The organism is Streptomyces pathocidini, from assembly GCF_001418495.1.
GTDB lineage: Bacteria > Actinomycetota > Actinomycetes > Streptomycetales > Streptomycetaceae > Streptomyces > Streptomyces pathocidini.
The window spans coordinates 1-12,269 of record NZ_LIQY01000295.1; the positions used below are offsets into that span (position 1 = coordinate 1).

Genomic DNA, 12,269 nt, shown 5'->3' on the forward strand with positions numbered 1-12,269 from the left:
CGCGGCTTGCTCGTTGGGGAAGTGCCCGCGGGCTTTCACTGCCCGTCGTATCCGCGCGTTCACCGACTCGATTGCATTCGTGGTGCAGACGATGCGGCGGATCTCGGTGTCGAACTGTAGGAACGGGGTGAACTCCTCCCAGGCGTTCTCCCAGAGTTTCACGATCGCTGGGTACTTCCGGCCCCAGGCATCGGTGAACTCGGCGAACCGCTCCAGAGCGGCCTCCTCGGTCGGCGCTGTGTAGACCGGCTTGAGAAGCTTGGCGATCTTGTCCCAGTCCTGGCGTGCCGCGTATCGGAAGGAGTTCCGCAGCAGGTGGACCACGCAGGTCTGCACGATCGTCTTCGGCCAGACGGTCTCCACCGCGTCGGGCAGGCTCTTGAGCCCGTCGCAGACCAGCATGAGCACGTCGCTGACGCCGCGGTTCTTGATCTCGGTGAGGATGTGCAGCCAGTGCTTGGCGCCCTCGCCGCCGTCACCGGCCCACAGCCCCAGGATCTCGCGCCGGCCCTCGGTGGTGACGGCCAGAGCCACATAGATGGGCCGGTTGGCGACCGCGCCGTCGCGGATCTTCACGTGGATGGCGTCGATGAAGATGACCGGGTAGACGGCGTCGAGGGGCCTGCTCTGCCATTCGGCCATGCCCTCGAGGACTTTGTCGGTGATCGTGGAGATGGTCTGGCGGGAGACGTCGGCGCCGTAGACCTCGGCCAGGTGGGCCTTGACCTCGCCGGTGGTCAGGCCCTTCGCGGCCAGCGAGATGACCATCTCGTCGACGCCGGTCAGGCGCTTCTGCCGTTTCTTGACGATCTTCGGTTCGAAGGAGCCGTCGCGGTCGCGGGGCACGGTTATCTCCACCGGACCGACGTCGGTCAAGACGGTCTTGGAGCGTTTGCCGTTGCGGGAATTGCCGCCGTTCTTTCCGGCGCCGCATCGTGCTTGTCATATCCGAGATGGTCGGTGATCTCGCCTTCCAGGGCGGACTCCAGCAGCCGCTTGGTCAGCTGCTGCAGTAGCCCGCCCTCGCCGGTCAGCTGCAGGCCCTCGGCCTGAGCCCGACCCACCAGCTCGTCGATCAACTGGTCGTCCACGGCCTTCACCGACGCAGCCTTCGTGGGCTCGACGGTCCCGGACTCGGACACGTTCTCACTGGTCATCGATGCATCTTCCATGATCGGGAGTTACACCGAACGTCTTACAGTCCCTCCACAGCAGGTCACTTACGGGACAGCCTTCAGGCGGCAGCCTTCTTGCGTGCCATTTCGCGGGCTCGGGCGTCCAGTTGCCGGGCGTGGCCGTTCGTGAGGTGGGGGCGGATGCGGCGCCGCATGATGTCGAAGTGCTCGTCGGCGCGGACCGAGGAAAGGCTCGTGTAGTCGTCCAGAAACCTGTTCCAGGTGGCGCAGGCCTCTTCGAGGTGGCCCATTTCGAGCTGCCGTTGGGCGAGGAGGCCGTTCGCATGGGCGCTGCCCTGGCGTTCCATGGAGGGACGGGCACGGTTCGAGGCCTTCATGGCCTTGACCGATCCTGCTACGTCGCCGAGGGCGTAGAGGACGCTGGAGGTGTGGAAGAGGTACGCCGCCTGGTCGTAGCCGCCCACCGCATCGCGTCGGTTGTCGGCCTTGGCCAGGGCCGCCTCTGTCTCGGTCAGGCGCCTGAAGGCCTGAGCCCGATCTCCGACCATGGCCGCGCTCTGCGCCTGCTGGCCTCGCAGGAAGGCCTGGAGGCGGGGGCCGGCTTGGGGGGCGGCTTCGGCGGCGGAGTCGGCCAGCTCGAGGGCCTTGTTCGCGTGTTTGAGGTTGGCGGCCTGGAGGGCCATGCCGCGTAGCGTGCGGCAGTAGGTCAGATGTTCCTCAGCCGCTCCGGCCAGTTCCAGGGCCTGGAGGTAGTAACGCTGGCCCAGGCCGTGGGCCTTCTCGTACATGGCCATCCAGCCCGTGAGGTACACGAGGTCGGAGGCGGCGGCGAGCATGCCCTTCCGGGTCGCCGCGGAGGCGTCGGCCTTCAGGTACGGGGCCACGGTGTTGACGATGAAGGCCGCGGCCATGGGGCGGGCGTGCCCGCCGCCCAACTCGTCGAGGATGTCCGCGATCCGCTCGGTCATGGTGCGGACGGTCGCGATCTCCCCCGCCCCGATCCGTACGGTCCTGCCGACGGCCTGATGCTCCAGCCGCCCCCGCGCATCGTCAAAGCGGGGGACGGCGAGCACGGCGGAGTATAGCGCGCTACCGAGAACTTTGCGCCGAGACGGGTCCATGTCTGCCCTCCCAGTGACGACCAGTCCTTCAAGAGTGTCCCCGGGCTGGGTGGGCACCGCGCGTTCGAACCGGCCACTTTGGGTAGAGCCCCAGGCGCACACCGGGGCCCTACTATCTGCCTCATCCCGCACGGGGGCACGGGACGCGACGGAGCCTTACGGCACCCGGACGGGTACCGGGTTGTCCGGGCTGTCGAGCCAAACCCTCTGGCCCTGCGAGGTGACCGTCAGTCCGTACCGTTCGAACTGCGGCTCACCTTGCTTGTGCCACCAGGACATGACGGCTTCGACCTCGGCCCACAACTGGCGGGGGCCGTACTCGACGACCTCGTACTCGGTGCGGCCGTGTTCGTAGTCGGCTGTCGCCCACGATGTACCGGCCATGTCGAGAATCCACAGCCGGTAGGCGCCGTCTGTTCCTGCCTGCACCCGACAGAACATGTCGGGCACCTGCACGCCGAGCGTGAACATGTGGATCCAGTCGCCCATGTCGTCAGGCGACAGGCTCGATGCGCGTTTTTCGCCGTCTGCCGACCATGCATCCGCCCCTGGGAACGAGCTTGTCGGCGGGAAGGTATCGCGCTGGTCGCGCAGGCGCATGAACGCCGACGACAGGACGAACGGGCCCGACGCGACGCCGCCCTCGCCGACCGTCAGCCGCGCGATTCCCTGCCCGCCGTACGCCGGCCCCCACGGAGCGACGATGATCCCGCCGGGTCGCGTCTGCTCGACCCACGCGTACGGCACGCGGGCAATCGAGCAGGTCGCTATGACCCTGTCGTACGGGGCGCGTTCCAGGTGGCCGGCGGAACCGTCGCCGACCAAGGTCAGCGGTTCAAGACCGGTCGCACCGAAGCGGCGCCGGGCCTCCTCCGCTACGGCCGGGTCGACCTCGACCGTCACGACGTTGTCCGGCCCGAGCCTGTGGGTCAGCAGCGCCGCGTTCCAGCCAGTACCCGTACCGATCTCCAGCACACGGCATCCGCGCTCGACGCTCAGCTCGCGCAGCATCGAGAACACCATCTTCGGCATGGAGTTGGACGACGTAGGCGCCCGCCCTTTGCCTGTGCCCGAGTGCGCGCCGTCGTCCCACTGCGTCGTCAGGGGAATGTCGCTGTAGACCTTCCCCCACCACTTCGCCGGGTCCGTCTGGCGATCGATCACCTCGCCCTGCCGGTTGCCGCCCGCCGTGCCCGGCCACAGCTTGTCGGGTACGAACGCGTCGCGCGGTACGGCCTTGAACGCGGGCAGCCAATCCGAGGAGAGGGCGCCCTTTCCCATGAGCACGGAGGCCAGTCCTCCCGGGCCGGCCTCCTGCACGTCGTGCTCGTTCACTTGCCGTCCTCCGGGCCCTGGCCGTCGCTGGAGTTACCGCCTTCGTCCGAGCCGCCCCCACCGTGCTTGTTGCCGCTGTCGCTGTCGTCCTGCGGGTTGCCGCCGGTGGCGCTGATGATCCACGGAGCGTTCAACTTTCCTCCTCGATGAGTCGATTGCTGCTATGAATCCCGCCTCGGCCGAGTGATGAGCCATCGGACGCAGCCGAGGCGGAGCCTACGCGGGCGCCCGTGGGCGCCCGATACACAGCGGCAGGCCAGGAATGCGCAGGTGCCGCCGCGTGAGTGCTGGCAATGGTCAGCATCGTTCGGCCTCTCGGGCCCACTTGCGGTCCGAGTCCATCACGTGAAGGAACCCGCCGAGCTTCTCAACCTCCCGCGCCACCTCGTGGTACTCCTGCGGAATCGTTGAGATCATCGAACGCCACGAGGTGAGAACGGCCCCTGCCCGTCCGCCCTCGACCTCGCTGAGCGCACGTGTCAGGCCTTGGCGCCCATCCGGAGGGAGCAGGCCGACGCGGTCCTCGATCACCTCCGTGATCTCCCAACCGAACGCGTCGGCGTAGTCGGTGCACTCCTTGCGCGGCTTGGCGAGGTCGGTGCTCGGCGCGGCGCACAGATAGATCACGACGCGGAACCGTTCGACCCGAGACTCGCTCGGTACATCCCCCTCGCCCGGCACGCGACCGGCCGCCTGGTCCGCAAGAGCGCGCCGCCGCCTGCGGGCACTCTCGGTACGACGGGCCGGAGTTGGCCCCTGCATCAGTCCGTCTTCGCTGCTGACCATGCGTCAATCGTGTCGCGATCATCACGCATAGCGAAGAGACGGTCCGTAGGACTGGAGCCAACTGACGAGCCGTCAACTCCTACGCTCCGTAGGAGTTATGCGATCAGTGGCACACCGATCAGATCGCTGATGTGCCGGACACGCGCCGTCGACACCTTCGCGAGACGCTTCCCGATAACCCCCGGCAAAGCCTGGTGCTTGACCCACTCCGGGGCATCGAGCCCCACCTCGATAAGCATGTCTCCCGCCTGGTCGTACAGACCGGCCGCGCACTGTGCGAGCGCCACATCGAGCCGATACCGGTTCCTCGCCACCTTGGACATGCCTGTCGGCAGCTGCGCCATGTCCGGCTGGTTGGCGAGCTTGAGCGCCCAACCGTAATTCTTCAACGCGACGTGAATTCCGACCGCTTCCGTCTTCACCGCCGTCGGCCCGAAACTGGTCCCATACACCTTCATGTCGGTACCGAGCCTCGCCGCGGCGGCGTGCGCCTGCGAAAGGTAATCGTCCGCCGCGCTCTCGTCCTCGTGCCTCGACGCGGCGACGGCCGCCGAGATCATCAAGCGCCCGTACGCGAGCAGTTGCGGACGAGACGACTTGCTGAACGACGGCTCGATCGCGAGAGCGGCGCGCTCGGCCACCGCGACCGCGCGTGGCATCTTCGCCCCGCGGAGATGGATCCAGGACAGAGTCGACTCCAGCAGAGCCGTCATCATCGGGTCGTCAGCCTGCTTGGCGAGCCCCTTCGCCGACGTGAGCGCCGACAGGGCGAGGTCACGCGATCCGAACCCGTTCGCCGTCGACGCGGCAACGCGGTACGTACTCGCCAGGATCACCGCGAGGCGGTCGCGCTCAGCGCCGGTGGCGCTCGCGTACCGCACCTGTCCCTCCATGAGCACCCGCGCGGCAAGGCCGGCCACCTTCGCCGTGTCGCTGTCCCAGTACGCCGACCACGCGAGGTCGCGGACATCGGCCAACTCTTCGACCGTGGTCGGGTCTTCGAAGCCATCCCACTCCCCGAGTGCGCTGTCGTGCACGGCGTCGGACAACTGGCGCAGGGCGGCGCGGTTGCTCCGGTCCATGCCACGCCGGGGCGCCTGCTGCCCCAGGATCACGGCAACGTCTGTCTTCAACGCAGCGGCGAACTTGAGCAAGGACCCGACGGACAACTCGCCGCGGTCTTGCTCGGCCTTCTGCACAGTCGCGTACGAGACGCCCGCAAGTTCCGCCAGACCCATCTGCGTAAGGTCGGAACCCCTCAGGCTTTTGATGCGCTGACCAGTCGACAAGTCGGCCCAGTTGCTCACGTTCACCTCAGCAGGTAGCTCGGGCGCCAGTGGCTTCTCTCCCGATGGTAGGCCCATGGCGCATTTGGGCCCATGGGGAACGGGATGGCGGGCTGGGCCAGCGCGGTGGAACGCGATCGGGCCCGCGCCGACTGTGGGACGAGGTCGAGGCGGCCCATCATTGGTGGACCGACCAAGGCAAGCCGGACCACACCCGCTTCGGTATCTCCGTCACACCGGAGGGGCAACGGGCCTGGCTGGACGAGCCGGAGCAGTCTTGGCCGCTCTGACGCAGCCTAGAGACACTTCAGCAACTCGTCGATGCTCCAGTCCGCCTGCCGAGGGATGGAACGCAGCGTCCCCGGGGCGAGGTTGGGGTGGATCGGGACGATCGCAGTTCGCCCGTCGGCCCGGTACTTCGCGTGGCTTCCCCGCGCTGAGACGTGTTCGAAACCCCCAGGCTGGAGCGCCTTGCTGACTTGAGTTCCGGAGAGACCACGAGGCAGAGCGGGAGTCACGCGACCCGCACCTGCACCGGAGCGGTGATGACATCGTGGATTGCAGGGATCGGCTCGTCCTCGAAGTAGAGCTCCAGGGCTTCCCGCAGGTTGTCGAGCGCCTCTTCGATCGTCGCGCCCTGGCTCGTCACCTCGGCTTCGAGGCATCGGGCCACGTACAACTCGTCCTCATGTGTGACGGCGGCAGTCAGCCGGACGGCATGCTCAGTCATGCCCCAAGTCTTGCATGGGACGAATGAGGCCGGGAGGCCTCATCCGTACGGGAAACCTGCAGGTCAGGCGATATGTTCCAGCACGACAGGAGTCGTCGTGAAGGCCACGCCCCCCGGGGCGATGTCGATCGCGCCGGACAGGGCCTCCGTCGCGTAAGCGAAGCGCTCCGGCGTGTCCGTGTGGAGGGTCAGCAAGGGGTGGCCCGCTGTCACCATGTCGCCCGGCTTCGCGTGGAGTTCCACGCCCGCCCCCGCCTGGACCGGGTCCTCTTTGCGGGCTCGGCCCGCGCCCAGGCGCCAGGCCGCCACGCCCACGGCGTAGGCGTCCAGGCGGGTCAGGACGCCGGTGGAGGAAGCCGTGACGACCTCCCGCTCGCCGGCCACCGGCAGCGGCGCCGAGGGGTCGCCGCCCTGGGCGGTGATCATGCGGCGCCAGACGTCCATCGCCGAGCCGTCCGCCAGGGCCTTCGCCGGGTCCGCGGCCACCAGGCCCGCCGCGTCCAGCATCTCCCGGGCCAGGGCCAGGGTCAGGTCGACGACGTCGCGGGGGCCGCCGCCCGCGAGGACCTCCACCGACTCGCGGACTTCCAGCGCGTTGCCTGCCGTCAGGCCGAGCGGGGTCGACATGTCGGTCAGCAGCGCGACCGTGCGGACGCCGTGGTCCGTGCCCAGGCCGACCATCGTCCGTGCCAACTCCCGTGCGTCGTCGGCCGTTTTCATGAAGGCGCCGGAGCCGGCCTTCACGTCCAGGACCAGTGAGCCCGTACCCTCCGCGATCTTCTTCGACATGATCGAGGAGGCGATCAGCGGGATGGACTCGACCGTGCCCGTGACGTCCCGCAGGGCGTACAGCTTCCGGTCCGCCGGGGCCAGGCCCTCGCCCGCCGCGCACACCACCGCGCCCGCGTCCCGCAGGACGGACAGCATCTCGTCGTTCGAGAGCGAGGCGCGCCAGCCCTTGATCGACTCCAGTTTGTCCAGCGTGCCGCCGGTGTGGCCCAGGCCCCGGCCCGAGAGCTGCGGGACCGCCGCGCCGCAGGCGGCGACCAGCGGCGCCAGCGGGAGTGTGATCTTGTCGCCGACGCCGCCCGTCGAGTGCTTGTCGGCGGTCGGGCGCGGCAGCGACGAGAAGTCCATGCGCTCGCCGCTGGCGATCATCGCCGCCGTCCAGCGGGCGATCTCCGCGCGGTCCATGCCGTTCAGCAGGATCGCCATGGCCAGCGCGGACATCTGCTCGTCCGCGACCTCGCCGCGCGTGTACGCGTCGATGACCCAGTCGATCTGCTCGTCCGCCAGGCGTCCCCCGTCGCGCTTGGTACGGATGACGGAGATGGTGTCCATGGCCACTACCTGTTTCCCCCTCGGTTTCTTACGGGCGTTCCCGGTTCTTACGGGCGTCCAAGTCCCCTGCGTCGAACGCCGCCGGCAGCAGCTCCGCCAGCCGCCTCGGCCCGCCCTCCGCGTCCACCAGCAGCTCCGGTCCGCCGTGTTCCCACAGCAGCTGGCGGCAGCGGCCGCAGGGCATCAGCAGGTCGCCGGAAGGGCCCGCGCAGGTGAACGCCGTCAGCCGGCCCCCGCCGGTGGCGAACAGCTGCGACACCAGGCCGCATTCGGCGCACAGCCCGACCCCGTACGCCGCGTTCTCCACGTTGCAGCCGCCCACCATCCGGCCGTCGTCCGCGTACGCCGCGGCGCCCACGGGGAAGCCGGAGTAGGGGGCGTATGCGCGGCCGAGCAGTTCGCGGGCGTGCGCGCGCAGGCGCTCCCAGTCCGGCTCAACCGCGGTACGCGTCACGTGCCCTGGCCCTTCCGATACGGCTTCCCGATCGCCCTCGGCGCCCGCAGCCGCTGCGCCGCGAACGCCAGCACCAGCAGCGTCGTGACGTACGGCGTGGCGTCGACGACCTCCACGGGCACCGTATCGGTGAAGAGGTACCAGACTGCCATCAGCACGGCGATTCCCCCCGCGGTGAGCGCCTGCTTCAGCCGCCCGGACCGCAGACCCCACAGCACGAGGCCGACCAGCAGCACGGCCAGGAGCAGCAGCAGGGCGTGCACCGTCTCGCCGCCGCCGCGCAGCTGGAGGCTGTCGGTGAAGCCGAACAGGCCCGCGCCGAGGGCGACTCCGCCGGGGCGCCAGTTGCCGAAGATCATGGTGGCGAGGCCGATGTAGCCGCGGCCGCCGGTCTGGCCGTCCTGGTAGAAGTGCGAGGAGACGACCGCGAGGAACGCGCCGCCGAGCCCGGCGAGGCCGCCGGAGATGAGCACGGCCGCGTACTTGTACCGGTAGACGTTGACGCCGAGGGACTCCGCGGCGACCGGGCTCTCGCCGCAGGACCGCAGCCGCAGCCCGAACGGGGAGCGCCACAGCACGAAGAAGGTGGCGACGAACAGGCCCGCGGCGATCAGCGTCAGCCAGGACACCTCGGTCACCAGGCCCCGTACGATCCCGGCCGCGTCCGAGACCAGGAACCAGTCGTGCTTCTCGACCGAGCCCAGCCGGCCCGAGAGCCCGGGGACGGAGAAGCTGCCCAGGCCCTCCATCGGCGGCGACTGCTTGTCGTTGCCGCCCGCGGCCGCGGCCGCGCTGCCCTCCGCGCCGAACCACATCTTGGCGAGGTACTGCGCGAAGCCCAGCGCCAGGATGTTGACCGCGACGCCGGAGATGATGTGGTCCACGCCGAAGGTGACGGTCGCGACCGCGTGGATGAGCCCGCCCAGCGCGCCGAGGCCGACGCCCGCGAGCACCGCCCACCAGGGCCCGTACTGCCAGCCGATCCAGCCCGCGCCGAAGGTGCCGAGGATCATCATCCCTTCGAGGCCGATGTTGATCACGCCGGCCCGCTCGGACCACAGCCCCGCGAGCCCCGCGAGGCCGATCGGCACGGCCGCGCCGAGCGCGCCGCCGTACTGCCCGCTGGAGGTCAGGTCGTCCGCGCCGGTCAGCGCCCGCAGCGCCGAGAGGGCGAGCAGCAGGCCCGCGACGATCAGCAGGATCATCGGGTACGAGAGCTTGCGGCGGCCGCCGCTCTTGCCGTTCGGCTGCTTCACCGGCGCCGTTGCCGTGGTCGCGCTCATGCCGACACCTCCGCGTCCTCGGTCCTACGGGCCTGGGCGGCGAGTTCGGCGCCGACCTTCCGCTGCTGGCTCTTGAGGCCGTAGCGGCGCACCAGCTCGTACGCGACGACCACGCAGAGCACGATCACGCCCTGGATCACGCCGACGATTTCCTGCGCGTAGCCCTCGAACTCCAGCTGGCTGCCGGTCCGTTCGAGGAAGCCCCACAGCAGCGCGCCGAGCGCCATGCCGACCGGGTGGTTGCGGCCGAGCAGCGCGATGGCGATGCCGGTGAAGCCGAGCCCGGCGGGGAAGTCGTTGCCGTAGTTGTACGAGACGCCCAGCAGCGTGGGCATGCCGACCAGGCCCGCGACGGCGCCGGAGAGCAGCATGCTGGTGACCACCATGCGTTTGACGCTCACCCCGCTGGCCTGCGCGGCGGACTCCGAGCGGCCGACGGCGCGCAGGTCGAAGCCGAAGCGGGTGCGGCCGAGCAGGAACCAGTACCCCAGCCCGGCCAGGACCGCGACGACGATGAAGCCCTCGATCGGGTCCGGGGTGGTGGGGAGGGTGAAGAAGTGGCTGGACGCAGGGAGCGTCGGGGTGTGCAGGAGGTTGTCCTCCCGCTCGCCGAACCGCGCCTCGGCCAGGAAGTAGCCGATGACGGAGGCGGCGATGGAGTTCAGCATGATCGTGCTGATCACCTCACTGACCCCGCGGGTGGTCTTCAGCAGGCCCGCGATGCCCGCCCAGAGGGCGCCGACCAGCATCGCGACCAGGATGACCAGCGGGATCTGGAGGAAGCCGGGCAGTGTGAGCGCGCCACCGACGACGGCGGCGAAGAAGGCCGCGATCCGGTACTGGCCGTCGACGCCGATGTTGAAGAGGTTCATCCGGAAGCCGATGGCCACCGCGAGCGCCGAAAGGTAGTACGGGACGGCCTTGTTGATGATCCAGACCTGGCTGTCGCTCTTCGAGCCGTAGTCGGCCATCACCGAGAAGGCGTGGAACGGGGCGTCCCCGGCGGCCAGGATGACCAGCGAGGTGACGATCAGCGCGGCGACGACGGCGAGGACGGGGGCGGCGAGCCCGAGGGCGAGCCGGTCCTTGTCGAACTTCTTCACTCTTCGCCACCCTCTTCGTGGCCCGCGGCGGAACCGCTGTCGGGCGCGGTGGCGGAACCGCTGTCGGGCGCGGCGAGGTGGCCGCGGGCGGCGCCGGTCATGGCCGAACCCAACTCCTCAGGAGTGATCGTGGCAGGGTCCGCGTCCGCAACCAGCCGGCCGCGGTACATCACCCGCAGGGTGTCCGAGAGCCCGATGAGCTCGTCCAGGTCCGCGGAGATCAGCAGCACCGCGAGCCCCTCGTGGCGCGCCTGGCGTATCTGGTCCCAGATCTGCGCCTGCGCGCCCACGTCCACACCGCGCGTCGGATGCGCGGCGATCAGCAGCTTGGGCCGGTGGCTCATCTCGCGGCCGACGATCAGCTTCTGCTGGTTGCCGCCGGACAGCGAGGCCGCCGTCACCTCGATGCCGGGGGTGCGGACGTCGTAGTCGGCGACGATCCGCTCGGTGTCGGCGCGGGCGCCCTTGAGGTCGAGCAACGCGCCCTTGCTGTTGGGGCGTTCGGTGACGTGCCCGAGGATCCGGTTCTCCCACAGCGGGGCCTCCAGCAGCAGCCCGTGGCGGTGCCGGTCCTCCGGGACATAGCCGATGCCGGCCTCGCGGCGGCTGCGCGTGGGGGCGTGGGAGATGTCGGCGCCGTCGAGGGTGATGACGCCCCCGTCGGGGTCGCGCATCCCCATGACCGCCTCGACGAGTTCGGCCTGCCCGTTGCCCTCCACGCCCGCGATGCCCAGGACTTCGCCCTGGTGGATGGTGAAGGTGATGCCGTCGAGCACGGCCCGTACGACGCCGTCGGTGTCGGTCGCCGACAGGTGCAGCCCGTCGACCCGCAGCATCGGCACATCCGTCACCGTGGACTCGCGCGTCTCCGGCGAGGGCAGTTCGGAGCCGACCATCAGCTCGGCGAGCTGCTTGGGCGTGACGTCGGCGGGGTGCACGGAGGCGACCGTCGTACCGCGCCGGATGACGGTGATGTCGTCGGCGACGGACAGCACCTCGCCCAGCTTGTGCGAGATGAACAGCACGGTCAGGCCCTCGGCCTTGAGCTCGCGCAGGTTGTCGAAGAGCGCGTCGACCTCCTGCGGCACGAGGACCGCGGTCGGCTCGTCCAGGATGAGCGTACGGGCGCCCCGGTAGAGGACCTTGAGGATCTCCACGCGCTGCCGGTCGGCGACGCCGAGGTCCTCGACGAGGGCGTCGGGGCGGACGCCCAGCCCGTACGCGTCCGAGAGCTCCAGGATCCTCGCGCGCGCCCCGGCCCCGATCCCGTACCGCTTCTCGGCCCCGAGGACCACGTTCTCCAGGACCGTGAGGTTGTCGGCGAGCATGAAGTGCTGGTGCACCATGCCGATGCCGCGGGCGATCGCGTCGGCCGGACTGTGGAAGGCGGCCTTCTCGCCGTCGACGGTGATGGTGCCCTCGTCCGGCTTCTGCATGCCGTAGAGGATCTTCATCAGGGTCGACTTGCCGGCGCCGTTCTCCCCGACGAGCGCGTGGACGGTGCCGCGCCGGACGGTGATGTCGATGTCGTGGTTGGCCACAACTCCCGGAAACCGCTTGGTGATTCCGTGGAGCTCCACGGCGGGGGCGGTGTCCCCGCCGTGGTCGGGTGGCGGGCTGGTGGACGCGTTGATGGCGCACTCTCCTCGCAAGGGAGCGGTGTGGGCAGGGCGGTACGGCGTTGGGGTGCGGGG

General features: G+C 69.6%; 11 protein-coding genes and 2 pseudogenes. All 13 read right to left on the reverse strand.

Features of this window, described 5'->3' with window-relative positions; genetic code table 11:
- Nucleotides 1–1,157 (reverse strand): annotated as a pseudogene (locus AOK16_RS15325) (IS256 family transposase); the annotation flags it as partial.
- Between the two features lie 77 nt (nt 1,158–1,234).
- Nucleotides 1,235–2,299, reverse strand: a pseudogene (locus tag AOK16_RS15330) (hypothetical protein); the annotation flags it as partial.
- Nucleotides 2,300–2,413: 114 nt separating this feature from the next.
- Nucleotides 2,414–3,592, reverse strand: coding sequence for a methyltransferase domain-containing protein (locus AOK16_RS15335; RefSeq protein WP_338058488.1), 1,179 nt, complete (start codon nt 3,590–3,592; stop codon nt 2,414–2,416).
- Nucleotides 3,589–3,726, reverse strand: coding sequence for a hypothetical protein (locus tag AOK16_RS27200; RefSeq protein WP_157859224.1), 138 nt, complete (start codon nt 3,724–3,726; stop codon nt 3,589–3,591). The genes AOK16_RS15335 and AOK16_RS27200 overlap by 4 nt, the downstream gene beginning before the upstream one ends.
- 163 nt (nt 3,727–3,889) lie before the next feature.
- Nucleotides 3,890–4,378, reverse strand: coding sequence for a recombinase family protein (locus AOK16_RS15340; RefSeq protein ID WP_055472806.1), 489 nt, complete (start codon nt 4,376–4,378; stop codon nt 3,890–3,892).
- A 95-nt stretch (nt 4,379–4,473) separates the two neighbouring features.
- Nucleotides 4,474–5,685: a helix-turn-helix domain-containing protein gene (locus tag AOK16_RS15345; protein WP_055472813.1), complete on the reverse strand. Its 1,212-nt coding sequence runs from the start codon at nt 5,683–5,685 to the stop codon at nt 4,474–4,476.
- Nucleotides 5,686–5,960: 275 nt separating this feature from the next.
- The gene (locus AOK16_RS25700; protein ID WP_079101415.1) at nt 5,961–6,182 is read right to left on the reverse strand and encodes a type II toxin-antitoxin system HicA family toxin; all 222 of its coding nucleotides are present in this window, start codon (nt 6,180–6,182) and stop codon (nt 5,961–5,963) included.
- Nucleotides 6,179–6,394, reverse strand: a complete 216-nt coding sequence (locus tag AOK16_RS15350) for a type II toxin-antitoxin system HicB family antitoxin (RefSeq protein ID WP_055472807.1) — start codon at nt 6,392–6,394, stop codon at nt 6,179–6,181. The genes AOK16_RS25700 and AOK16_RS15350 overlap by 4 nt, the downstream gene beginning before the upstream one ends.
- Nucleotides 6,395–6,457: 63 nt before the next feature.
- Entirely contained in the window at nt 6,458–7,735 is a 1,278-nt protein-coding gene (locus AOK16_RS15355; protein WP_055472814.1) for a thymidine phosphorylase, read from the reverse strand.
- Nucleotides 7,736–7,763: 28 nt separating this feature from the next.
- A complete protein-coding gene (locus AOK16_RS15360; protein ID WP_055472808.1) occupies nt 7,764–8,189 on the reverse strand; it encodes a cytidine deaminase in 426 nt (141 codons plus the stop codon).
- Entirely contained in the window at nt 8,186–9,472 is a 1,287-nt protein-coding gene (locus AOK16_RS28360; RefSeq protein ID WP_055472809.1) for an ABC transporter permease, read from the reverse strand. The genes AOK16_RS15360 and AOK16_RS28360 overlap by 4 nt, the downstream gene beginning before the upstream one ends.
- Nucleotides 9,469–10,575, reverse strand: coding sequence for an ABC transporter permease (locus AOK16_RS15370; RefSeq protein WP_055472810.1), 1,107 nt, complete (start codon nt 10,573–10,575; stop codon nt 9,469–9,471). The genes AOK16_RS28360 and AOK16_RS15370 overlap by 4 nt, the downstream gene beginning before the upstream one ends.
- Complete coding sequence (locus AOK16_RS15375; RefSeq protein ID WP_240483581.1) at nt 10,572–12,209, reverse strand: ABC transporter ATP-binding protein; 1,638 nt, start codon at nt 12,207–12,209, stop codon at nt 10,572–10,574. Before AOK16_RS15375 ends, AOK16_RS15370 begins: the two co-directional genes overlap by 4 nt.
- Nucleotides 12,210–12,269 lie beyond the last annotated feature (60 nt).